This window comes from Alkalibacillus filiformis (assembly GCF_030814115.1).
In the GTDB taxonomy this organism is placed as follows: domain Bacteria; phylum Bacillota; class Bacilli; order Bacillales; family Alkalibacillaceae; genus Alkalibacillus; species Alkalibacillus filiformis.
Genome location: NZ_JAUSUP010000001.1, coordinates 420,991 through 444,751, shown reverse-complemented (window position 1 = coordinate 444,751; position 23,761 = coordinate 420,991). Strand labels below are relative to the sequence as shown.

Below are 23,761 nucleotides of genomic sequence, written 5' to 3'. Positions count from 1 at the left end.
ATTAACTCACCTCAACTGACTCTTCAACCATGACGCCATCAAGCGTCCAAGTTTTAGCTTCTGTAATTTTTACTTCTACAATTTGTCCGATTGACGATCTTGGTCCTGTAAAGTTAACTAGTTTACTATGCTCAGTATAACCAGCTAATACATCAGAATTGTTTTTACTCTCGCCTTCTACTAATACTTTAACTGTTTCACCTTCATACTTTTTCATCGCTTCAGCAGATAAAGCATTTACTTTCTTATTTAGACGTTGAAGACGTTCTTTTTTCTCATCCATAGAAATCTTATCATTAAACTTAGCTGCTGGTGTGCCATCTCTTGGAGAGAAAATGAAAGTATAAGCACCTTCAAAGCCAACTTCATCGTAAAGTGACAGCGTATCTTCAAATTGCTCCTCAGTTTCGTTAGGGAAACCGACAATAATGTCTGTCGTAAACGAAGCATGAGGGATCGCTTCTTTAATTTTACGAACTAATTCTAAATACTGTTCGCGCGTGTATTTACGTCCCATTAATTTCAGTACATTAGAATTACCTGATTGTACTGGTAAATGGATATATGGCATTAAGTTGCCACCTTTGGCTAGAACTTCGATTAAACGATCATCGAAATCTCTAGGGTGTGATGTCGTAAAGCGCACTCTTGGAATGTCAATTTTACGAATTTCATCCATTAAGTCACCTAAGCCGAATTCAATATCATCGAAGTCCTTACCATACGCGTTAACATTTTGACCTAATAAAGTCACTTCTTTGTAACCTTGCGCAGCTAAATGACGTACTTCTTGGATAATATCTTCAGGGCGACGGCTACGTTCCTTACCACGCGTATACGGAACGATACAGTACGTACAAAATTTATCGCAACCGTACATAATATTGACCCATGCTTTTATGTTACCTTGACGTCGCTTTGGCAGGTTTTCAATAACGTCACCTTCTTGAGACCAAACTTCTACAACGCGCTCCTTACTTAAGTGTGCGTTTTGAACAAGTTGCGGTAAACGGTGAATGTTGTGTGTACCGAAAATTAAGTCGACTTGATGGTGCTTTTCTAGAATTCGATTCACAACTGACTCTTCTTGTGACATACAGCCACATACACCGATAATCAAGTCAGGATTTTCGACTTTTAATGGTTTTAAGTGTCCGATCTCACCGAATACTTTGTTTTCAGCATTCTCACGGATTGCACACGTGTTTAGAAGGATGATATCAGCTTCTTTCTGATCCGTGGTGGCCTCATACCCCATCTCTTCTAAGATGCCTGACATAACTTCTGTGTCATGCTCGTTCATTTGACAACCATAAGTACGAATTAAATATTTACGGCCAGTACCTAGTTCTTTAAACTGTTCATCGATTTCAAAATTGTCATGGTACTTAACATCTTGTTTACCACGCTTTTGAGCTTTACGTAAGTTTGGTGGTTCGTAAGTAGCTTCAAAATATTTAACAAAATCATCTGATGTTTTATCTTTTAAGCGATCGAGATTATCCTGGTCGGATTTTATGTCCGATGGATTACTCTGTTTTATTTGGTTTTGTTCTTTTCTTTGCTTCTCATTCATGACAAGGCTCCTTTCCTTAGGTCTCCTATATATACGACACACGCATACCTCTTATCAGTATAATTGCTCAACGTGATTTTAACAATAATCATATAAAAAATCCAAAATAAAAAACCCAAAAGTTGTCATAATTAAGACAAACTTTTGGGTTATATAAATGATTAATCTAAATGTCTAACGAAATTATCATAAGTAAATTTATGGACGTCTTCAGTAGAATATCGTTCTAATATTTTTTGAATTAGGTTGTCATAGTGTCCGATATGTTCTAAATGTTTAATCGTTTTACTTATCCCGTCAAAATCAGAACCGAAAGCAATCGAGTCTCGGCCACCCAGCTCATACAAATAATCTAAATGATTAACTAAATCATCGATTGTCACTTCATCACCCTCTGCAGTGAAATAAGGAACAAATGTTAATCCAACTGGTGCCTTCTGATGAAAGAATTGTTTCAAATGTTCATCAGAAACGTTGCGGTCATGCGCATAAATTGATTTGGCATTCGAATGTGAAAACATTGGATCATTAGCATACTTTAACACATCATCAATTCCAGCTGGAGACAGGTGAGAACAATCGGTAAAAACGTTATACTCATTTAGTACTTGAACGACTTCTTTGCCGAAATCTGTTAATCCTTTTTCAGGTTCCTCTACACAAGTTCCAGATACCGCATTCGTATTATTCCATGTTAGTCCAACCGCTTTAATTCCTAGACTAAGTAAAGTACGTAATTTGTGTAAGTCTTCGCCTATTACATGACAACCTTCTAAAGTTAACATTGCACCTTTTTCATGAGGTTTTAATGATTCAATGTCTTCCTTACTTTGGACCCACTTTATGTTGTCATAAGGCTTAACAACTTTCTCATGAAAAAGATCTACCATTTCTAAAGCAGCATTAAAATGATCTTCATCTATTTCTGGAGGTACAAATATTGCAAAACATTGAACTTTAACTGGGCTTTCCACCCACTTAGAATAAGAAATATGTAAATCACCATCATCAAAAGTTTTTGAACGATCTTCCCATAATTTTAATAAAGCGTCACAGTGCATATCAATCACCATAACGATCCCCCTCTCCCATATAAAAGATTCAAAGCTCGTATATTTCCATTTTACTAACAATTATAGAATAGGCAATAAAATTGACAGAAAAAATGGATGAGAATGATTTCCATAAATATTTGAATACAAAAAAAGTACAAAGCTATTGCTAGCTTTGTACTCACTTCTTCTGCTTTTATCTCGGCTCAACAATTAACTTGATCGCCGTACGTTCTTCTTGATCGATCGTAATATCTGTAAATGCTGGAATACAAATCAAGTCAACACCACTAGGAGCAACAAACCCTCTGGATATGGCCACAGCCTTAACTGCTTGGTTCAGTGCACCTGCACCAATGGCTTGAATTTCGGCAGAGCCACGCTCTCTTAATACGTTTGCTAATGCACCTGCCACTGAATTTGGATTTGATTTCGATGATACTTTGAGTATTTCCATCCCTAGTTCCTCCTTCAATTACTATAGTGATTTCATAATTAATCTATTCAGCATTTCTACGACCTATTCCTTTTATTATGAACTAATTATCGGAAAAATTCAAATAATTTGTCTATTCGAAGTTGAGATGGTCATCATTGATTAATATTCTTTTAATATTTTTTCCTTCACCTGTTTTTGAATCGACTTTTGCAACGACACCACTTAAGACCGTTTGATCAGTTTCAGGAATGTCAAAGCGAACGGGCAAGCCTGTTTTAAACTTACGAATAACGGCTTCTTTTTCTACTCCTAAAATGCTGTTATATGGTCCTGTCATTCCAACATCCGTAATATAAGCTGTTTTATTAGGTAAAATTCGTTCATCTGAAGTTTGAATATGTGTATGGGTACCTACGACCACTGACGCTTGTCCATCTAGATACCAGCCCATTGCTTGTTTTTCACTTGTTGCTTCAGCATGGAAGTCTACGAATATAACATTCGTTTCTTTCTTTGCTTGCTCAATCAATTGATCAACGACAGTAAAAGGATCATCAATAGGGTTCATAAACGTACGGCCTTGAATATTAATGACAGCAACTTTTTTTGAGCCAACTTTATAAAATTGAAGGCCTGTACCTGGTGTCCCTTCTGGGTAATTGCCCGGTCTGACTAGTTGGTGAGCATCATCAATAAAGTCGAAAATCTCCCGTTTATCCCAAGCGTGATTACCTAAAGTGACAATATCTGCTCCCCAATCAAGAATCTGCTGATAGATATTTTTCGTTATGCCTTTTCCATGCGCAGCATTCTCACCGTTTACAATCGTCAAGTCAGCTTGATATTGCTTTTTTAATTTTGGTAGTTGGTTTTGTAGTGCTGTGCGTCCAGGCTTACCTACAATATCGCCAATAAATAGAATATTCATAACTAGATCCTTTCTAAAACTATATTCTTTTTTTGATGTCAAATGGTCTATTAAGAGTAAGAGGTTCTATTTCAAATGTGGTGGTGTAAAAATTTACACCATCCACTTATTACCCTTTTAACGTATAGGTTTTGGACAAAACGACTGTCGTTCCATTAATCTCTCGTATAACTTCTTTGTGTGCCTAACATCGCTACATCAAAATGCTTCGCTTTCACCCGCAGGGCACAAGTGCAACATCTGCTCAAACTCCCTGCGATCGCTTTTCGCAGTGTTTTCTTTGCCGAGGCACGGCTCGAGCCAAGCTACTACTTCGAGTAATCTTCTTTTGCTTTGCACCGAGGAAGCCTACTACGAAGCATAACTATAATACGCAGGTGCATCTCTCGGCCCAAAGTGCGGGGCCTGTGGGGTCTCGAGACTCGTGCTGTTCCCGCTGGAGTCTACGCATTTTGATTCCGCTTAGTAGTGCTCACCTAATATACAAGTGGTTATGTCTACTTGTTTTGAACAATTGTTCACTTCATTAAGGTCATAGGCTTCTCGAAGTCGTGCCCACGCCAAGCGTCCGTCAAAGCGAGTCACAAACCAACAGTTCACTTATCAACTTCTATAATGACTGTTGTAATAATGGACACCACCATATTTAGTATAGAGCCTATAAATTTATCGTTACATATTTAATAACTCTAGTCAAAATAAAAGACGGCTTAGCGCCGTCTTTTATTACTTAGCATATTCTACTGCACGTGTTTCACGAATTACTGTTACTTTAATATGCCCTGGATACTCTAAACCTTCTTCAATTTTGTGGCGAATATCGCGAGCCATTGTAACAGCAGTTGAATCATCAATATCATCTGGACGAACCATAATTCTGACTTCACGCCCAGCTTGAATTGCGAATGACTTTTCAACACCTTCATAAGCGTCTGCTATTTCTTCTAGTTTTTCTAAACGTTTAATATAGTTCTCTAGTGATTCACTACGAGCTCCTGGTCGAGCTGCTGATAGAGCATCGGCAGCTGCAACGATTACAGAGATGACACTAGTCGCTTCTTCATCACCGTGGTGAGAAGCAATAGCATTTACTACCGTCTCATTCTCTTTGTATTTCTGGCCTAGTTCTTTACCAATTTCAACGTGGCTGCCTTCCACTTCATGGTCAACAGCTTTACCGATATCGTGTAATAAGCCAGCTCGTCTAGCTAATTGCTCGTCTTCTCCGAGTTCTCCAGCTAACAGTCCAGACAAGTAAGCGACTTCTAGAGAGTGTTTCAGAACGTTTTGACCATAACTTGTACGGTACTTCAGTCGGCCTATGATCTTAACTAGATCAGGGTGGATGCCATGAGCACCAATATCAAATGTCGCTTCTTCACCAACTTCTCTGATGTATTCATCAACTTCACGTCGAGATTTTTCTACCATTTCCTCGATTCGTGCAGGGTGAATTCTTCCATCCTGTACAAGGTTTTCAAGCGCAATACGCGCAACTTCGCGTCTGATCGGGTCAAAACCAGAAAGAATGACAGCTTCAGGTGTGTCATCAATAATTAAATCAATACCAGTTAACGTTTCAAGCGTACGGATATTACGACCTTCCCTACCGATGATTCGGCCTTTCATTTCATCATTTGGTAGGTTAACAACAGAGACTGTCGTTTCAGAGACGTGCTCAGCTGCTAAACGTTGAATCGCTAGCGACAAGATATTTTTAGCTTTCTTATCAGCTTCTTCTTTGGCACGAGATTCTTCACGTTTAATAATCATAGCAGTTTCGTGTGCCATCTCTTTTTCGACACGGTCAATAATGACTTGTTTTGCTTGTTCTTCTGTTAGACCTGAAATTCTTTCTAACTCTGCTTGTTGTGTCGATAACAATTCTTCCACTTTGCTTTCAGCTTTATTTAGTTGTTGTTGTTTTTCGTTTAATGACTCCTCTTTGTTTTCTAATGTTAGCTCACGTTTATCCAACGTTTCACTTTTACGATCAAGCGTTTCTTCTTTTTGCATGAGTCGATTTTCTTGCTTTTGGATCTCATTTCGACGCTCTCGTAATTCATTTTCTTGCTCTTGGCGTAAACGATGACTTTCGTCTTGAGCTTCTAAAAGAGCTTCCTTCTTGGCAGCCTCTGCATTTCTTCTGCCTTCCTCTTCTATTTTACGAGCAAATTCTTCAGCACTAGAAATTTTAGCTTCCGCAATCGAACGACGAATCAGATAACCAACAACAGTACCGACAACTAAAGCAAGCAAAATGGAGATGATTAAAATTGCCATACTATCCATACATTCACCTCCTCTTGCTATTCATTTGTTTCAAACTTTCATTTTCATTTCGGTCGGTAATGTACAATCATTCATCATAAGCATCAAAGTATAAAATGAAAATTATACATATTAATTTTAAGCTTGTCTATCGTTCATGTCAGGGAATTGTCAAACTATTTAACTATATGTCTAAAAAAATGCTATACTTTTTGCTTATAATTTTAAAGAAAACTAATACAACACCTTTACTCAATATTGTACGAGAAAAGGTGTTGTAAAGATTTATTCTAGCTCTAATTTTTCTTGTGGTTCAGTTTCTTCTGATGCTTCATCATCGATATTGTATTGAGCTCGAATTTCATTATGAATTTGCTCATAAATATCTGGGTTGTCTTTTAAGAATTGCTTTGCATTCTCACGACCTTGGCCTAATTTTTCACCATTATAGGAGAACCATGCTCCACTCTTTTGTACCACTTCTAAATTAGAGCCGATATCTAAGATCTCACCTTCTTTAGAAATGCCTTCACCGTACATAATATCTACTTCTGCTTGTTTGAATGGTGGTGCTACCTTATTTTTCACTACTTTAACACGCGTTTTATTACCCACCATATCATTACCTTGTTTTAACGTCTCGGCACGACGAACTTCTAGGCGAACAGAGGAGTAGAATTTCAGTGCACGTCCACCTGGAGTTGTTTCAGGGCTACCGAACATTACACCGACTTTTTCACGAATTTGGTTAATGAATACAGCTGTTGTATTCGATTTATTAATTGCACCCGACAACTTTCTTAGTGCTTGTGACATTAGTCGAGCTTGCAAACCAACGTGAGCATCTCCCATCTCGCCTTCGATTTCTGCTTTAGGTACTAATGCTGCTACAGAGTCAACAACAATAATATCTACTGCGCCACTACGTACTAGTGCCTCAGCAATCTCTAAAGCTTGTTCACCAGTATCTGGCTGTGAAAGTAACAGCTCATCTATATTAACACCTAAATTCTTAGCATAGACAGGATCTAAGGCGTGCTCAGCATCAATAAAAGCAGCTTGACCACCTTGTTTTTGAGCTTCTGCAATAGCATGTAGTGCAACAGTTGTTTTACCTGAGGATTCAGGGCCATAAATCTCAACGATTCGTCCTCTTGGATAACCACCAACACCTAATGCTACGTCGACTCCTAGCGAACCAGTTGATACAGTTGAAATCGCTTGTCCTTCTTGTTCTCCTAGCTTCATAATGGAGCCTTTGCCAAATTGTTTTTCTATTTGTTTTAGTGCCATATCTAATGCTTGTTTACGGTCGCTCATAATTACATTCCCCTTTCGTTCATCTGTATCTATAATACTATGAAATTAATCATTTGCCAAGAAAATAGCGAATATTTGTTCTGTTTTTTTACGAATTAATAATACCAATTAACTGTTTGAGCCCAACCTGAACCGCTTCATCTCTAACTTGATTTCGATCTCCAGCGAAATGATAATGATCACATTTAGTTTGTCCATTGTAGTTAATGGCTATAAAGACAGTACCAGGCTCATAACCATTTACTTCACCTGGGCCGGCTACACCAGTGAAGCTAATAGATAAATCTGAATTTAACATTCGTTGTGTATTTTCTGCCATCAAATTAGCACATGCCTCGCTGACTGCACCTTCTTTTTGCAAGATATGATTGGGAATGCCGACAACTTTTTCTTTCATTTCATCTGTATATGAAATAATACTTCCTTTGAAAAGTTGAGAAGCACCCTTATTCGAAACGATTGTCGAAGCAAATTGACCTCCTGTAATACTTTCACAAGCTGAAAGAGTCAGTCGATGTTTCGATAAAAGGTGAATCAATTGTTGATCGAGCGACTGATCACCATAACCGAAGAAGAAGTTTCCAACCCGCTCATGGATCAATCGCTCAGTACCATCTAATAACTCAGTTGCTTCTACTTCTTTATTTGCTTTTGCCGTTAATCGAATCATAATGTAACCGTTACCCGCTAATGGAGCGATTGTAGGGTTCGTTTGTTCGTGGATTAAATCAATTAATTCAGTTTCTAATGCTGACTCACCTATACCTTGAAATGTTAAAACTCGATGGAACAACTTGCCCTCAGTTAACCCTTTATCGTGAAGGTATGGAATAACCTTTTCAGTTGTGATCCACTTCATTTCTTTAGGTACACCAGGTAAGAAAAACCATAAAACACCTTGATGTTCAAAATGTAAACCAGGAGCCATACCAACCTTATTATGAAACACTTCACCACCATTGAAATATAGTGCTTGTTTACGGTTGTTTTCAGTCATCGTTAAATTTCGTTCAGTGTAATAGCTTTGAACCTCTTGAAACGTAGGTTCGTCTAACTTCAAATCTGTGTCAAATAAATTTGCAGCAACTTCGCGAGTTAGATCATCTTCTGTTGGGCCTAGCCCGCCAGTGACAATAATGATATTTGAGCGCTTTTGTGCTTGTTCAAATACGCTAGTTAAACGATTAAAGTTATCACCAACCGTTTGATGATAATATACATTTAACCCAATGTTATTCAGCTTTTCAGACAACCAACTTGCATTGGTATCAACGATTTGCCCTAATAACAGCTCTGTACCTACTGAAATAATTTCGCACTTACTATTCATTATTTAGAATCCCTCATCACATGCCAATTTTTCTTAAAGTAGTCAACTCCTGATATAACTGTTACTAATGCTGCTAAATATAGCAAAATAGTACCGATTGGTAACCCAATATAAGAAAAAGGAAAATGGTGCAGTAATAAAAATGCAGCTGAACCAATTTGTAAAGTCGTCTTCAGTTTCCCCATTTGACTTGCTGCTAAAACGATTCCGTCACCAGCTGCAACTAAACGTAATCCTGTAACAGCGAACTCTCTACTAATAATGATGATGACAATCCAAGCAGGAGCCATACCTAATTCAACTAAGCAAATTAGAGCTGCAGAAACTAACAATTTATCTGCTAATGGATCTAAAAACTTTCCGAGATTCGTCACAAGATTATATTTACGAGCATAGTATCCGTCTAACCAGTCTGTTAAGGAAGCGACAATAAATATAATAGCAGCAATTAAGTGTGTAACAGGTAGCTCATAAGTTCCGATGTCATAGCTACCCCAATCTAAGGGTGCCACTAATAAAATGATAAAAATCGGAATTAAAAATAGTCGTGAGATAGTGATTTTGTTTGGTAAGTTCATAACGTAATCCTCCATTTTCATCTACTGCAATATCTATAGTATATTTTAACCGAAAAAGAAATCCTTTGCGATTAAAAGCAAAGGATTAGTCTTCTTCATGCTCATTTTCCCATAAAATAATGATACGTTGATGGACATTGTCGTTCGGGTCGACTTCATACTCAAGCTCGACACCGCTTACTTCAATACCAAATCCACTTGCACGTCCTATGTTCATCTCTAGCTCAACTTCATTTCCATCTGAATCAAACTCAAATGGTGAATCATCAACACTAAACATTCCTGAAAAAAGTTGTGACTCATCTCCGTCTTCTGTTAAATCAATTTCTAAGTAAGTTTCATCGTTTACAGTAAGTGTAACCTCAAATGAATCCGTATCAACTAATTCATATGTCGTTCTTGGTGTACTGTCTTGATTAACGTCAAGCACGTTTAAGCTAGGATTAGTTTCCTCGACCTCGTCTTTTTCAGTCGACTCTTCCTCATCTTCATTTGATGCTTCTTCATTACCATTTTCTTCGCTTACTTCGTCTTCCTCATCTTCTGGAGCAGTAATGATTTCTTGCGAAGTTTGTTCTTCACCATCTGTTATGGCAGGCTGAATATAATTAACAATTGAATACCAAATGGCAAACCCAATTCCAATAATTAATAGAAATACTAATAGTTTTGGAAGAAGGGTGAAGATTTGGTTACTTGCTTTTTGAGCCTTGCTGTTCTTTCTTGATGGCGTCATATATTCATACGTTCGATCGTCCCCAGAAGGTAACTCATTAGCATATTCATTTATGAGTTCATCGCCGTTTAAACCAACAGCATCAGCATACTCTCTAACAAAAGCGCGAACATAGAAGTTACCGGGAATTGTATCCCATTGATGATCTTCAATTGCAGTTAAATAGCGCTTTTGGATTTTAGTAGATTCAGCTAGCTGTTCAATTGTTAACCCTTTTTCTTCTCTCGCTTCTTTAAGTCTTTGCCCTAATTCCATTGATTAACACCATCCATTTAAAAGTCAAACATAGAAAAGCCATCCTGCTCATCAAATTGTGGTTTTTGAATTTTCTCATACTGAATTTCTTCATCTACACTATTTCGAAGTTCGATGAAATAATCGAAGTCATCTAAAGAATATTCCGAGTTTTGAATGAAGACATCAGGGTGTTCAACCACTTTAACCGCAGGTATACTCATGACTTCTCTTATTAGTTGCCAATGTTTTTCTGTAGCGCGTTTCATCGACACAACACCATCAATGATAAATAAATTATCTGCTCCGTATTCGTCTTTAATTAGCTGACTACGGACCGTCTGCTTTAATAATGTGCTAGATAAGAACAACCATCTTTTATTAGCACAGACACTCGCTGCAACGATTGATTCAGTTTTGCCGACTCTCGGCATCCCTCTAATACCAATTAAAACGTGTCCTTCTTTCTTGTAAAGCTCGGCCATGAAATCGACTAATAAACCTAACTCGTCACGTACGAAGCGAAACGTTTTCTTGTCGTCTGAATCACTTTTTATGTAACGACCATGCATTACAGCTAATTTATCACGTAATTTTGGGCGTCTAATTTTCGTTACCCGAATGGTATCCATCGTATTTAAAATACTGATTAAACGCTCGATTTGGCGATCATCTTTACTTAATAACAACATGCCTCGTCGGTGGTCTTCTACACCATTAATCATAATAATGTTTATAGATAACATTCCTAATAAAGAAGATATATCACCTAATAGGCCAGGCCGATTATACTTAATTTCATATTCTAAATACCAATCTTTACGTTCATCCATCACAATCAGCCTTTCGTACCAATTATAATATATGTCCAAATTTTACAGACATGTTATTTCTATAATAAATTATTTTAATATTAATGAAAAGGTTAAAAGGATAAATAATGAAATTTAATACAAATGTAAAAAACTCCGCAAAGTGTATAATTCACTTTACGGAGCTAAGTATTATCTGTCAGTACCTTCGTTTTGTACAAGTTTAACCATCATGCTTGCAATGGATTTGCGTTCTTCTTCTGAAGCAACATTCCAAAGATCTCTTAGCATGGCTTCTTCGTCATTGTGAGCATCAACTTTCGTAGCTAAATGTTCTCCCACTTGATAGGCAAGGTTATTGATCGTCGCATGATCAACACCTTGATCTTCTGCTTGGTGCAAGCGATCACCAAGGAAATCTTTCCATTGTTCAAAGTTATCTAAAACGGACATCGCTCATCCTCCTTTTGATATATGTCACTTATATTTTGAGCTGAAAGATGAACTTTATACATTAAGCTAACTAATTCCGCCGTTTACTTTTAAAATATGGCCGTTTACATAGCTTGACTGACTGGAACATAAAAACTTAACACAATTGGCCACTTCACTTGCTTCACCTAACCTACTAAGTGGAACGTCTTCTATCCAGTAAGTTGTCTCTTCTGCTGTAAACGCTTCATTCATTTTCGTATTAATGAAACCAGGTGTGACACCATTTACTCTAATACCAGAAGGTCCCAATTCTTTAGCTAATGATTTAACAAAATTAATTTGGGCACTTTTCATCATGGAGTACCATACTTCAAAGCTAGCTCCTTCTTCACCCCAAATAGAAGATATGACCACAATATTGCCAAATTGCTTTTTGACCATTGGGGCTAGAAATGCTTGTGTAATTAACGTTGTAGCCTTAACGTGAACGTTGTACACACAATCCATTGTCTGTTCCTCTAACTTTATAAACGTTTGAGATAAAGCTTGTCCTTGTGCAAAAACGATCGTATCGACATCGAAAGGGATGCGATCAATTAATGAATATATCTTATCCGATTGAGATAGGTCTGCCTGAATAGTCATTAATACTTGATCTTCATGTAAACTTTCCACTAAATCATCTACAACTTGACTATTTTTACTATAATGTAAAATAAACCGTTTATTATTATGTTCAGCTAAAGCCTGAACCGTAGCCTTACCGATTTCCCCACTTGAACCTATAACTAGAACAATCTCCTCGTTCTTCACCGCTTACTCCCCTTCAGGAACTACCATACAAATTGCAATTTGTTCTTCACTAACCCATTTGGAAAGATTGTCTTTAAAACGATCTAACGATAAATTTTCAAGCGTTTCAAAGATATCTCTAAAGTCTAAGCCCATTTGATTATACTGCATGAAATTGTTCGCTGTACCTTCGATGTCATTAAATTCTCGAATCAGTTCACCGTACTTTTTCTTCTTTGCACGTTCATAATCATTTTCATCTATTTCTTCATCTTTAATTTGTAGAAACATTTCTTTCACACGCTTACTAAATTTCTCAGGCTCCATCGTATTAGCACCTACTGCCGTGAAGCCGAAAGAATCTTCTAAGACAAATTCTAAACGTAACGTATCGATCGTTAAACCTTCTTGGTACAACTCCTCAAAATAACGTCCACTCTTTGAAAAGTATAAATCTAATACGATATCTCGCACTAAGTCATTTTCTAAAAGGACTTCTTTTTGTAACGCTTCTGGCTTTTCCTTAACCGCAACCATGCATTTTGGAGTGCTTACTGGCATTTTTATAACTTCTTGTTGTTTATGAACTTGTACGGGTTCATCTCCGTAATCACGTTCGATTTCTTTTTGATCTTCAAACGATTTATTGCTTTGATTATCACGAACTAATGATTCAATTTCGTCTAAATCGAAGTTACCAATGATAAACAACTGCATGTTAGACGGGTGGTAAAACGTTTCATAGCAAGTGTATAAGTCTTCATGTGTAATTTTATTAATGGATTCAACTGTACCAGCAATATCAATATGAACTGGATGCTTTTCGAACATAGCACCTAACGTGCCGAAAAATAAACGCCAGTCTGCCTTATCGTCATACATACGAATCTCTTGTTCGATAATGCCTTTTTCTTTCTCTACACTTTCCTCTGTAAAGTAAGGGTCTTGGACAAAGTCTAACAACGTTTCAACATTTTCTTTTACATCAGAAGTACTTGAAAACAAATATGCTGTTTGTGTAAATGAAGTAAAAGCATTAGCTGATGCACCACGTTCGGAAAAGTGTTGAAAAACATCTCCATCTTCTTTTTCGAACATTTTGTGTTCTAAGAAATGAGCAATACCATCAGGAACTGTAACCATTTCTTGTTCGTTTAATGGTATAAATTTTTGGTCAATTGACCCGTATTTTGTAGAAAAAATAGCAAACGTTTTCTCTAATTCATCTTTCGGATATAAGAAAACGTCTAACCCATTTTCTAATCGATCATGATAGATGGATTCATTTATTCGAGGAATTTTTAATTCATTCATGTTCCGCACCTCCATCTTCTGCTGTTAAGAAATAAACAGTATCTAATTGCACTCGTTTACTCACTGCAACGACTTGTTCTTTCGTTACTGATTGTATAGCTTCTACCATTTCTTGATTAGTCATTTCTTTTCCACCAATTACTTGCTGGTAGTACCAATTGATAATACCGCGCGGACGATCAATTGTTTCTTTTAATGAATGGATAATCGTCTTTTTTGTTTGTTCAAGCTCTTCATCAGAGACTTCACCTTTTTTAATGGCTTCGTGTTGTTCCATAATGATATCTTTCGCTTGGTCATACTTTTCTGGAGCAATGCCACTAAACACAAACAATAATCCTTTATGACTTTCAAAGCGTGATGCAGCATAATAAGCTAATGAATGTTTTTCACGAACATTTAAAAACAGTTTTGAATGTGGAAATCCACCGAAAATGCCATTGAACACTTGGAGTGCAGGGTATTGTTCATCTTGATACGTAATACCAGTTCGATAACCTAAATGTAGTTTACCTTGTTGGATCTTTTGAGCCTCAGTAATATCGTTTTCTTCTGAAGGCTCTTTAGGCTCTACACGTCTAATACTCACATTAGGGTTTCGATTAATTTGAAACTTGCTTTCCAAAATACTTTTAGCATGCTCTTCTTCTAAATCTCCAACGATATAAATGTCTAATTGATCTTCCGTGATCATCTTTTGATACGCTTCATACAAAACTTGTGCATCAATTTCGTCTAAATCTTCTAAGTATCCGTGCGAACGAATGCCGAATTTCTCACCTTTACACATTTCATCGATTAAGCGCATATTAGCGTATTGCATTTTCTCATCAATGATCGAATTAATTTTGTTTTCTAACGTTTCTTTTTCTTTCTCAACAATATTAGAATCAAATTGATCTCCGTCTAACTTTGGGTTGTTAGCAATTTCATGTAAAAAACTAATCCCTTTTTGAAGAAGTTCATCTTCTCCCTCAATAAATTTTTCATTCGCTAAATCTAATGTAAAAGTAATGATATGGTTTTCACCTTTTTTGGAGCTCGTAATTGAGAACTTTGCGCCATATAATTCGTCTAACTCTAATCTCAAGTCACGTTCTGTTGGATATTTCGCAGCACCTTTTTGTAATACAAAAGGAATTAAAGCTCTTTTCGTTATATCTTCACGTTCGATAGGACGAGAGAACTTTAAAGCGATTGTGTTCGTTTTAAACTTTTTCGTGTTAATTAAATGTAACTCATAGTCATCATAGTCTACTTTATGATCTACTAACGTTTGCATGTCAGTCCTCCTTAGGAATTTCTTATTATATATTTTACCTTTATACGTTAAAACATACTATTTAACTCAGGTTCAGTAAAATTACTAAACCTGAGTTTACATAAGAATATTATTGTGAAGTTATGACGATTGTTCTTCATGTTGTGTGTTTGGTGATCCTAGTACTTTTCTTGGTTTACTACCTTCATATGGGCCAACGATCCCTCGTTCTTCCATTGCATCAATTAAACGTGCAGCTCTCGTGTAACCAATTCTAAATTTGCGTTGTAACATTGACACACTCGCACTTTGCATTTCGACTATTAGTTGGACAGCATCTTCATATAATTCATCGTCTACTTCTTCATGTTGTTCATTTGATTCACTTGGAATCATCTCTTCTTGATATTGTGCTTTCTGTTGTTCGATGCAGAAATCGACTACGGATTCGACTTCTTCATCAGATAAGAACGCACCTTGTATTCGTGTTGGCTTAGAAGCACCAACTGGTAAAAATAGCATGTCACCTTTACCGAGTAACTTCTCAGCACCACCACTATCTAAAATCGTTCTCGAATCAGTTTGCGATGATACACTAAACGCAATTCTAGAAGGAATATTCGCTTTAATTACGCCTGTTATAACATCAACTGATGGTCTTTGTGTAGCGATAATTAAATGAATCCCTGCAGCTCGCGCCATTTGTGCTAGTCGAGTAATAGCATCTTCTACTTCATTTGAAGCAACCATCATTAAGTCTGCTAACTCATCAATTAAAACAACGATGTATGGTAATTGTGGGTGATTTTCACCTTCTTGCTCATTCACTTTATTAATGTAGTCATTATATCCTTCAATATTTCTTGTACCAGTATCAGAAAATAACTCATAACGTCTTTCCATCTCTGAAACAATCTTTTTAAGTGCTTGAGATGCCTTTTTAGGATCCGTTACAACTGGCGCTAATAGATGTGGTATGCCATTATATACATTTAATTCAACTTTTTTAGGGTCAATCATCATCATTTTCACTTCATGTGGCTTAGCACGTAGCAAAATACTTGTAATAATACCATTTACACAAACACTTTTACCACTACCTGTCGCACCTGCAATTAACATGTGTGGCATTTTATTTAATTCAGCTGTAATAGCATCACCAGCAATATCTCGTCCTAATCCGAACAGTAATTTGGAAGGACTTTGATGAATGGGTTGCATCACTTCTCTCATCGATACTTGTGCCACTTCAGTATTAGGCACTTCAATTCCGATTGCTGATTTACCCGGTATTGGTGCTTCAATTCTGATGTCTCTAGCAGCTAAAGCCAGTGCTAAATCGTCATGCAAATTAACAATTTTACTAACTTTCACACCAACGTCTGGATAAACTTCATATTTAGTAACAGCTGGTCCAACGTGAACCTTCGTTACTTTTGCTTTAACACCAAAGCTGTGAAATGTTTGTTCTAACTTCTTAACAGTTGATTGAATTTGTGACTTCTCTTGCTGTTGTGAATGGGTGACAGGATTCGCTAACAAGTTTAAAGAAGGTAATTTATAGTCTTCATTTTCAACTTCAGTCAACGGTAGTTGTTCATGTTCATCAAATTGTTGCTCTGACTCATTCTCAACTGTTTCCGTCCATTCTTTCGTTTCAATTTCTGTTAAGTCAGGTTCATTTCCATACGTTTCGAAACCTTCAATTACAGGCTCTTCTTGTGGTGTTGCATGATCTTCAATTTCTACAGTTACTGTGTCAGGCTCGGGCTTTTCTTTTGGTTCTTTTTGTTTTTCTTCTTTGCTCTTTTCTCTTTGTGCCTTCCAATGATCAAACTTAGTTTTGAAGTATGTATACACTTGGTTAATTACATCTGTTAAAGATTTTTCAGATAACAACATAATTCCAATAATAAGCGCAAAGAGCGCGAGAACTTTTGCTCCTGCAGAAGATAATAAATAAAAACTTAGGAAAAATAATAGTGCACCTGTCATCCCAGCTCCAATTTCTTCATAAGTGACAATCCCATTTTGGTATGCATCAAAGAAATCCCAAGTTAATGTGAAAATTGACTGGTCAGAATTAGTCGCCACGACAGTTTCAAAGGCTTGTACATGAGTATAAAGTATAATTGAGCCAACTAATACGTAAAAACCAATCCATTTCATTGATGTAAATGTTGGCCATGTCCTTTTCACTAATAAATAGAGTCCTAAGACGAACATAAAGCCACTTGCAATTGCGTACCAAAAACCAAACAACCATTGCAGTAAATTCGTTAATAAATTTGGAATGACACCTTCGCTGATCGGTGTTATTCCACTTGAGAAAATAGCAGTTAAAATTAATAGTAATCCTATTAATTCAAACTTCAATAAAGGTTTTCTTTTGTTGCGTTTTGTTTTACGTTTTTTCTTCGCCATCTTCATCACCTCAAAAATGAGTGAAGCAGCCTAATAATCGGCTGCTTCTAACGTTCATTATATCACAGAGTTACCTCCTTTTGGATGATTATAAGTAATAAATTGACCCAGGTTGTAAGTGGTTCTTTAAATAATCTGATGGATTAGTAGATGTCATGTGAACAATTTCAAAACTATTGTTTTCAACATCTCTTCTTAATTTAACTGTTGCATGTTCAACATTTAACCAATGAAAGCTTTCATGCTCTTCTTCATCCTCAAAAATTTCTTGTTCGAGTAATGGCGTATATATAATCATTCGATCACCTGGTCATCATCAGTTTTACCGATTAACTCATTAAGTTTGACCATCGCTTCTTTAACGCCGCCAATTGAATCAATTAGACCATAATCAACAGCGTCTTGACCAACAACGTTTGTACCAATATCACGAGTTAAATTACCTTTGGCAAACATCAAATCCTTAAACTTGTCTTCTTCAATATCTGAGTGATGGGTTACGAAATTAATAACACGATCTTGCATTTTGTCAAGGTACTCAAATGTTTGTGGTACACCAACCACTAGACCAGTTAAGCGGATTGGGTGAATGGTCATGGTAGCAGTCTCGGTAATAAAAGAGTGGTTTGCTGAAACAGCAATTGGCACACCAATAGAATGTCCGCCACCTAATACGAGGGATACAGATGGTTTAGATAGAGACGAGATCATTTCTGAAATTGCCAAACCTGCTTCTACATCTCCTCCCACAGTATTTAACAAAATAATGACACCCTCAATTTTAGGATTTTGTTCTATAGCTATAATTTGCGGAATAAGGTGTTCATATTTTGTCGTCTTATTTTTAGCGGGTAATTGAAGGTGCCCTTCAACTTGTCCAATAATCGGTAGTACGTGAATATTGGAATCGGGTGCTTGAGGGACATTTGTTGAGCCGAGCTGTTTAATTTTTTCCATTAATGAATCTTGACTTTGACCTTCCTGTTTTTTCTCATCGTTATTTGGTTGATCTTGATTCATCTTTAACACCTACCTTTAGTTCGTATTGTTCGCATTTTGTGGTTAGTCATGCATAACAAAAAGTAAAAACTGGTCTCATTAGGAATGAGACCAGTTTAATTAATGACAAATATATTATTGATCTAATACTGTTTTTAATGTATTAAACTCTTCTAGTGATAAATCAACTAAAGGCAAGCGAACTGAACCGACATCAATTCCGTAGTAATTTAACGCTGCTTTTACAGGTGCTGGTGAAGGGGCCATAAAACACGCTTTCATCTTTGGTAAAATCTTTCGATGAATTTGTGCTGCTTGAGTCGTATGTCCCAAGCGAAAGGCATCAACCATTTGTTTCATCTCATTTCCTATAACATGTGCTGAAACCGAAACAACACCTTTTGAACCGACAGCTAACGATGGTAATGTCATGCTGTCATCACCAACATATAAACTGAAAGAATCATCCGTCCTTTCGATAATTTCGCTCATCATATCTATGTCGCCACTAGCATCTTTCGTCGATACAATATTGGAGATTTTTGATAACTCAACGGTCGTATCAACTGACATATTAACGACTGAGCGACCTGGAACATTATATAGCATGACTGGCAATGATGTACTTTCAGCAATTGTTTTAAAATGTAAGTATAAACCTTCTTCATTCGGCTTATTGTAATATGGTGTCACTAACATAATACCGTCAACGCCTGTTTTAGTAGCTTGCTTAGTCAATTCTACTGCTGCTTGTGTATGATTACTACCGGTACCAGCGAGAACCGGTACTCGATTATTGACCATCTCTTTAACAGCAGTAAAAAGTTGTAGTTTCTCCTCATTTGATAGTGTTGGTGATTCACCTGTTGTTCCACCTAATACTAAACCTTCAGATCCGTTTGCAATTAAATACTCAACTAACTTCTCAGTTTTGTTTAAATCTAAACGTCCTTCATCGTCAAAGGGCGTAACCATCGCAGTTAAAACATTCCCAAAATCCACTGTCAAAACCCCTTCCACAAATTAACGATCTTCGAGAAACTCTTGGTGTAATGCGTTAACCGCATTTTCAAGGTCTTGTTCTTTTACTAACACCCAAATAGTAGTATGGCTATCTGCCGACTGTAATATTTGGATGTTAAATTTTGATAATGCTGAAACGACACGAGAAGCAACACCTGGAACTCCTTGAATTCCAGCACCTACTGTTGAAACTTTTGCGCATTTTTCTACGATTTTATAGTCATAATTTAATGCTTCTATTATAGAAGTAGTAGTCTTTAGTTTGTGTGTAGGGACAGTGAATGTTATACCATCTGTTGTAATATTGAAAAAGTCAACTGAGATTTGTTCTGATGCTAATTGGGTTAATACGTCATTATGCAAACGAATTGGATCTTCTTTAGTGTACACTTTAACTTGTGTAATGCCAGAAACGTGTGCGATACCAGTAACGAGTCGATCTTTAAAGCCTTGGTCGACTGTTTGATCTTTTTTTGCAGTTACTAAAGTACCGCTATCATTAGAGTATGTTGATCGTACTCGGATCGGAATCTTTTCTTGCATCGCAATTTCAACAGCTCTAGGGTGAATCACTTTAGAGCCCTGGTACGCTAGATGAACAATTTCATTATATGTCATCACTTGTAAAGTTTTAGCATTTTCAACAAGTCTTGGATCGGCTGTTTTAATTCCATCAACATCCGTAAAGATATCAACATAATCAGATTCCATAGCGGCTCCTAATGCTACAGCAGAAGTATCAGAACCACCACGTCCAAGAGTTGTAACATTACCATCTTCATCTTGTCCTTGGAAACCTGCAACGACGACAACATCATTACTTTTTAAATACTTATGAATTTCTGTAGAATCGACTTTATTAATTCTAGAGTCTGTATAATCACTCGTTGTTAGTATACCCGCGCGTGACCCTGTCAATGCAGTCGCTGTTACACCTTGTTGTTTTAATTCATGTGTAAAAACAACAGACGAGATTGTTTCGCCACACGACATTAATAAATCAATTTCACGTTTTGTAACGTCTGTTTCGGGATAATCAATTAAACCGAGTAAAGAGTCGGTTGCATATGGTTCACCTTTGCGTCCCATTGCAGAAACGACTACGACGACTCGATATCCTTCTTGAATTGCATCCTTTATATGTTGAATTGCTCGACCTCTGATCGCTTCATCGCGAACAGAGGTCCCACCAAACTTTTGCACTAACGTTTTCATCTTTGCACCTCGACTTATGCTTCAGAGTTCATTTCGATTAATGCTTGAGCGATTTGTACTGAATTCCAAGCAGCACCTTTTAGTACGTTATCTGCTACAACCCATAAGTGGAATCCGTTTGGTACATCTAAGTCTTTTCTTACTCGACCTACAAAAATATCTAATTTACCTTCTGCAGATAACGGCGTTGGATATCCTTGGTTTACAATATCATCTTCTAATACAACACCTGGTGCATCTTTAATAGCACCTTGTAATTGCGGAACTGAAATGTTTTCATGATCAATTTCGACATAGATGCTCTCAGCATGTGAGTAGAAAAATGGTAAACGCACACACGTTGCAGCAACGTTTAACTCAGGAAGACTCATGATTTTCTTCGTTTCATTAACCATCTTCATTTCTTCAAATGTATAATGATTGTCTTCAAATGTGTCGATCTGAGGTAATGCGTTAAACGCGATTGGGAAGTGCTTTGGCTCAGATTTCACTGGCATGATTTCTGTATGAACTGTTTCCCCATCTAGCATTGATCGTGTTTGATGCTTAAGCTCTTCAATCGCATCATTACCTGAACCTGATACCGACTGATAAGTTGAAACAATAATACGGTTAAGCCCATATTTTTCACGGATTGGTTCTAAAGCTGCTACCATTTGAATTGTTGAACAATTTGGGTTAGCAATAATTCCTTTATGATTTTTAATATCTTCTTTGTTCACTTCAGGAACAACTAATGGAACATCTTCATGCATACGGAATGCACTTGTATTATCAATAACGACAGCTCCACGATCGACAGCTTCTTGAGCTAGCTGCTTTGAAACTGAACCGCCTGCTGAAAATAGAGCAATATCAATTCCTTCAAAAGCTTCTGGAGTTGCTTCTTGAATCGAAACTTCTCCACCTTTGTATTGAACGGTATTGCCTACTGAACGCTTTGATGCTAAAGGACGTAGTTCATCAATTGGGAACTCGACCTTTTCTAGCATCGCAATTATTTTTTCACCTACTGCACCTGTTGCTCCTACAACTGCTACATTGTACCTGCTTTTTGCTTCCACTTTTATTCCCTCCATAACTACGTATATAAATTTTCTATTAACAGTCTATCATATTTTTATATTATTAACACCTTTGTTAATATTCTCTTAACATGGGTTGCAATTGTTCACCTTCAAGTGCTTTTTCAATTGTATCTGGTAGCAGTGACATATGCGCTACTAAAGACGTAGGCTTCTTCACTGGATCATCTTGGCCATATGGTACAAAGTAGATATGCTTAGCAGCTAATAGTTTAGCAATATTGGCAGCATTTAATCCTAAAGCATCATTTGTAGAGATCGCTAAAACGACAGGTTTACGATTTCTTAACGTTGCTTTAGCTGCCATTAAGACAGGGCTATCTGTTAGGGCATTAGCAAACTTGCTTAAAGAAGCACCTGTCATTGGTGCAATAACCATACAATCTAAAGGTTCTTTAGGTCCTAGTGGTTCTGCTAAAGGAATAGTGTTAACGAGTGGTTTGTTTGTTATCTCTTTTATTCTAGCAATATGTTGTTCAGCCTCTCCGAATTTTGTGTCAGTAGACTGAACAGTATAAGAGACTATGGGTACAACTTCAGCACCCCGATCAACTAAGTCTTGCAAAACTGGAAATGTCTCATCATACGTACAATGTGATCCTGTTAATCCAAATCCTATTCTTTTACCTTTTAAATCCAATCAAACCGAACTCCTTCCGTTATTCATGATCATGCATAACGGTTTGAATGACATGGGCTAATATTTTACCAGCTGTTTTTGGTGCGACCATCCCTGGCAAACTAGGTGCGAGCATAGCAGTTACGCCACGCTTTTTTGCATAACGAAAATCGACTCCTCCTGGTTTTGACGCTAAATCGATAATTAAACAGTCCAATGGCAGTGCGCTTATAATTTTAGGCGTTACGATTAATTCTGGTACTGTGTTAATTAATATGTTGCAGTCCTTTACTGAGTCGACAAGATCAGTCTCTTCTATTGGTTTAGCATGAGACTCAAAAACTCTTGCTAAATCATCATTTCTTCGTGCATAAACTGAAACGTTAGCACCTAACCCTTGAAAAGGTCTCACTAATGTTTTTCCTACCCTTCCAAAGCCTAAAATGGTTACATTGGAATTATGAATAGTAAAGTCTGTATGTTGAATCGCAAGCATTATGGCACCTTCAACAGTTGGGATCGAATTATAAATCGCAACATCATCTCGGTCCATCAATGCGACAATACGGTTTTCAAAGTTAGTTAATTGCCTTAAGTACGGTGTCATAATCCCAGTGAACATCAAACAGTGGTCTGGAAAATCGTTTAATGCTTCTTCGGTCAATTGTATTGATGAATCACTAAAATGAGTATCAGCATAACCGTTCTGATCTAGCCCGGTAATCGGTAAGATGATTGCGTCGATTTGATTTTTCACTAAACGATCCTCAGTCGTTAAGACGACATTGTCAAGCTGGTCTTCCGCTTCATCAAACCCAATAGCATAGACGCTAGCATCAAATAATGACAATTGTTTAATTAACTCAATATACCTGGCGTCGCCACCTACAATTAACACTGTCTTTCCTGTTAACATCTCATCACCTACCCATTATCATTCAATCCAATATATACTATGTAAACGTCTAGGAAAAGTGAAAACTGACTTTCCAAGTTTTAAGGAAAGCCAGTTATACATATGATTTCAATACAATTTTTATTTTTATGAAGTCTTAAAAGGCGTTTCGTTTAATGACGATCATATCGTCACCGATTACTTCAATATCTGACCATTTTATAGTAGCAGTGGACTCTCCCTTTTTAAAACCTAGCATCGAGTAATCCTGAATAACGATCCGTTCAATTTGGCCCGTTGATTCGTTAATTTCTAAGTCGGTATGTCCTAACACACCTAACCTCTCTCCACGGTCTGCATCAATTAATTCTTTTCCTGATAAGTCTCTATAACGCATAAACATCTACCTTTCTAGTATGTTTT

At 37.0% G+C, this 23,761-nt stretch carries 23 protein-coding genes; all 23 read right to left on the bottom strand.

All coding sequences use genetic code 11. From position 1 onward, the window contains the following. Position 1: 1 nt before the first annotated feature. Positions 2–1,576, bottom strand: a complete 1,575-nt coding sequence (gene miaB, locus J2R98_RS02445) for a tRNA (N6-isopentenyl adenosine(37)-C2)-methylthiotransferase MiaB (RefSeq protein ID WP_307065776.1) — start codon at positions 1,574–1,576, stop codon at positions 2–4. A gap of 161 nt (positions 1,577–1,737) precedes the next feature. After that, the gene (locus J2R98_RS02440) at positions 1,738–2,649 is read right to left on the bottom strand and encodes a dipeptidase (protein ID WP_307065774.1); all 912 of its coding nucleotides are present in this window, start codon (positions 2,647–2,649) and stop codon (positions 1,738–1,740) included. A gap of 175 nt (positions 2,650–2,824) precedes the next feature. Continuing rightward, positions 2,825–3,085, bottom strand: coding sequence for a stage V sporulation protein S (locus J2R98_RS02435; protein WP_307065772.1), 261 nt, complete (start codon positions 3,083–3,085; stop codon positions 2,825–2,827). Between the two features lie 112 nt (positions 3,086–3,197). Beyond that, positions 3,198–3,995, bottom strand: coding sequence for a TIGR00282 family metallophosphoesterase (locus tag J2R98_RS02430; protein ID WP_307065770.1), 798 nt, complete (start codon positions 3,993–3,995; stop codon positions 3,198–3,200). A 726-nt stretch (positions 3,996–4,721) separates the two neighbouring features. Next, positions 4,722–6,287, bottom strand: a complete 1,566-nt coding sequence (gene rny, locus J2R98_RS02425; protein WP_307065768.1) for a ribonuclease Y — start codon at positions 6,285–6,287, stop codon at positions 4,722–4,724. Positions 6,288–6,551: 264 nt separating this feature from the next. Further along, the gene (gene recA / locus J2R98_RS02420) at positions 6,552–7,586 is read right to left on the bottom strand and encodes a recombinase RecA (protein ID WP_307065766.1); all 1,035 of its coding nucleotides are present in this window, start codon (positions 7,584–7,586) and stop codon (positions 6,552–6,554) included. Positions 7,587–7,674: 88 nt separating this feature from the next. Then, the gene (locus J2R98_RS02415; protein ID WP_307065763.1) at positions 7,675–8,916 is read right to left on the bottom strand and encodes a competence/damage-inducible protein A; all 1,242 of its coding nucleotides are present in this window, start codon (positions 8,914–8,916) and stop codon (positions 7,675–7,677) included. Further along, complete coding sequence (pgsA, locus tag J2R98_RS02410; protein WP_307065761.1) at positions 8,916–9,494, bottom strand: CDP-diacylglycerol--glycerol-3-phosphate 3-phosphatidyltransferase; 579 nt, start codon at positions 9,492–9,494, stop codon at positions 8,916–8,918. The genes J2R98_RS02415 and pgsA overlap by 1 nt, the downstream gene beginning before the upstream one ends. Positions 9,495–9,579: 85 nt before the next feature. Then, positions 9,580–10,485: a helix-turn-helix domain-containing protein gene (locus J2R98_RS02405; RefSeq protein WP_307065759.1), complete on the bottom strand. Its 906-nt coding sequence runs from the start codon at positions 10,483–10,485 to the stop codon at positions 9,580–9,582. A 17-nt stretch (positions 10,486–10,502) separates the two neighbouring features. Then, complete coding sequence (locus J2R98_RS02400) at positions 10,503–11,297, bottom strand: YmfK family protein (RefSeq protein ID WP_307065758.1); 795 nt, start codon at positions 11,295–11,297, stop codon at positions 10,503–10,505. Between the two features lie 171 nt (positions 11,298–11,468). Beyond that, positions 11,469–11,729, bottom strand: a complete 261-nt coding sequence (locus J2R98_RS02395; RefSeq protein ID WP_146814534.1) for a DUF3243 domain-containing protein — start codon at positions 11,727–11,729, stop codon at positions 11,469–11,471. A 66-nt stretch (positions 11,730–11,795) separates the two neighbouring features. Then, positions 11,796–12,524, bottom strand: coding sequence for an elongation factor P 5-aminopentanone reductase (gene ymfI, locus J2R98_RS02390; RefSeq protein ID WP_307065756.1), 729 nt, complete (start codon positions 12,522–12,524; stop codon positions 11,796–11,798). Positions 12,525–12,527: 3 nt separating this feature from the next. Next, on the bottom strand, positions 12,528–13,817 hold the full coding sequence (gene yfmH, locus J2R98_RS02385) for an EF-P 5-aminopentanol modification-associated protein YfmH (protein ID WP_307065754.1): 1,290 nt from the start codon (positions 13,815–13,817) through the stop codon (positions 12,528–12,530). Next, on the bottom strand, positions 13,810–15,099 hold the full coding sequence (yfmF, locus tag J2R98_RS02380) for an EF-P 5-aminopentanol modification-associated protein YfmF (protein ID WP_307065752.1): 1,290 nt from the start codon (positions 15,097–15,099) through the stop codon (positions 13,810–13,812). Before yfmF ends, yfmH begins: the two co-directional genes overlap by 8 nt. A gap of 120 nt (positions 15,100–15,219) precedes the next feature. Next, entirely contained in the window at positions 15,220–17,502 is a 2,283-nt protein-coding gene (locus J2R98_RS02375) for a DNA translocase FtsK (RefSeq protein WP_307065750.1), read from the bottom strand. A gap of 88 nt (positions 17,503–17,590) precedes the next feature. Continuing rightward, positions 17,591–17,800, bottom strand: coding sequence for a YlzJ-like family protein (locus J2R98_RS02370; protein WP_307065749.1), 210 nt, complete (start codon positions 17,798–17,800; stop codon positions 17,591–17,593). Next, positions 17,797–18,522 carry a ClpP family protease gene (locus J2R98_RS02365; protein ID WP_307065747.1) on the bottom strand — a complete coding sequence of 242 codons (726 nt, stop codon included), beginning with the start codon at positions 18,520–18,522 and terminating at the stop codon, positions 17,797–17,799. Before J2R98_RS02365 ends, J2R98_RS02370 begins: the two co-directional genes overlap by 4 nt. Positions 18,523–18,636: 114 nt before the next feature. Next, positions 18,637–19,503, bottom strand: a complete 867-nt coding sequence (gene dapA / locus J2R98_RS02360; protein WP_307065745.1) for a 4-hydroxy-tetrahydrodipicolinate synthase — start codon at positions 19,501–19,503, stop codon at positions 18,637–18,639. Between the two features lie 21 nt (positions 19,504–19,524). Further along, entirely contained in the window at positions 19,525–20,739 is a 1,215-nt protein-coding gene (gene dapG / locus J2R98_RS02355) for an aspartate kinase (protein WP_307065743.1), read from the bottom strand. Between the two features lie 14 nt (positions 20,740–20,753). Next, positions 20,754–21,803: an aspartate-semialdehyde dehydrogenase gene (locus J2R98_RS02350; protein WP_370871917.1), complete on the bottom strand. Its 1,050-nt coding sequence runs from the start codon at positions 21,801–21,803 to the stop codon at positions 20,754–20,756. 76 nt (positions 21,804–21,879) lie between these two features. Further along, entirely contained in the window at positions 21,880–22,464 is a 585-nt protein-coding gene (locus tag J2R98_RS02345; protein ID WP_307065739.1) for a dipicolinate synthase subunit B, read from the bottom strand. A 19-nt stretch (positions 22,465–22,483) separates the two neighbouring features. After that, a complete protein-coding gene (dpaA, locus tag J2R98_RS02340) occupies positions 22,484–23,359 on the bottom strand; it encodes a dipicolinic acid synthetase subunit A (protein ID WP_307065738.1) in 876 nt (291 codons plus the stop codon). 136 nt (positions 23,360–23,495) lie between these two features. Next, complete coding sequence (locus tag J2R98_RS02335; protein ID WP_307065736.1) at positions 23,496–23,735, bottom strand: YlmC/YmxH family sporulation protein; 240 nt, start codon at positions 23,733–23,735, stop codon at positions 23,496–23,498. Between the last annotated feature and the right edge of the window lie 26 nt (positions 23,736–23,761).

Bases quoted from the DNA above. Each gene is read 5' to 3' on its own strand.
- miaB (WP_307065776.1), bottom strand. From the start codon at position 1,576: ATGAATGAGAAGCAAAGAAAAGAACAAAACCAAATAAAACAGAGTAAT.
- J2R98_RS02440 (WP_307065774.1), bottom strand. From the start codon at position 2,649: ATGGTGATTGATATGCACTGTGACGCTTTATTAAAATTATGGGAAGAT.
- J2R98_RS02435 (WP_307065772.1), bottom strand. From the start codon at position 3,085: ATGGAAATACTCAAAGTATCATCGAAATCAAATCCAAATTCAGTGGCA.
- J2R98_RS02430 (WP_307065770.1), bottom strand. From the start codon at position 3,995: ATGAATATTCTATTTATTGGCGATATTGTAGGTAAGCCTGGACGCACA.
- rny (WP_307065768.1), bottom strand. From the start codon at position 6,287: ATGGATAGTATGGCAATTTTAATCATCTCCATTTTGCTTGCTTTAGTT.
- recA (WP_307065766.1), bottom strand. From the start codon at position 7,586: ATGAGCGACCGTAAACAAGCATTAGATATGGCACTAAAACAAATAGAA.
- J2R98_RS02415 (WP_307065763.1), bottom strand. From the start codon at position 8,916: ATGAATAGTAAGTGCGAAATTATTTCAGTAGGTACAGAGCTGTTATTA.
- pgsA (WP_307065761.1), bottom strand. From the start codon at position 9,494: ATGAACTTACCAAACAAAATCACTATCTCACGACTATTTTTAATTCCG.
- J2R98_RS02405 (WP_307065759.1), bottom strand. From the start codon at position 10,485: ATGGAATTAGGGCAAAGACTTAAAGAAGCGAGAGAAGAAAAAGGGTTA.
- J2R98_RS02400 (WP_307065758.1), bottom strand. From the start codon at position 11,297: ATGGATGAACGTAAAGATTGGTATTTAGAATATGAAATTAAGTATAAT.
- J2R98_RS02395 (WP_146814534.1), bottom strand. From the start codon at position 11,729: ATGTCCGTTTTAGATAACTTTGAACAATGGAAAGATTTCCTTGGTGAT.
- yfmH (WP_307065754.1), bottom strand. From the start codon at position 13,817: ATGAATGAATTAAAAATTCCTCGAATAAATGAATCCATCTATCATGAT.
- yfmF (WP_307065752.1), bottom strand. From the start codon at position 15,099: ATGCAAACGTTAGTAGATCATAAAGTAGACTATGATGACTATGAGTTA.
- J2R98_RS02375 (WP_307065750.1), bottom strand. From the start codon at position 17,502: ATGGCGAAGAAAAAACGTAAAACAAAACGCAACAAAAGAAAACCTTTA.
- J2R98_RS02370 (WP_307065749.1), bottom strand. From the start codon at position 17,800: ATGATTATATATACGCCATTACTCGAACAAGAAATTTTTGAGGATGAA.
- J2R98_RS02365 (WP_307065747.1), bottom strand. From the start codon at position 18,522: ATGAATCAAGATCAACCAAATAACGATGAGAAAAAACAGGAAGGTCAA.
- dapG (WP_307065743.1), bottom strand. From the start codon at position 20,739: ATGAAAACGTTAGTGCAAAAGTTTGGTGGGACCTCTGTTCGCGATGAA.
- dpaA (WP_307065738.1), bottom strand. From the start codon at position 23,359: ATGTTAACAGGAAAGACAGTGTTAATTGTAGGTGGCGACGCCAGGTAT.
- J2R98_RS02335 (WP_307065736.1), bottom strand. From the start codon at position 23,735: ATGCGTTATAGAGACTTATCAGGAAAAGAATTAATTGATGCAGACCGT.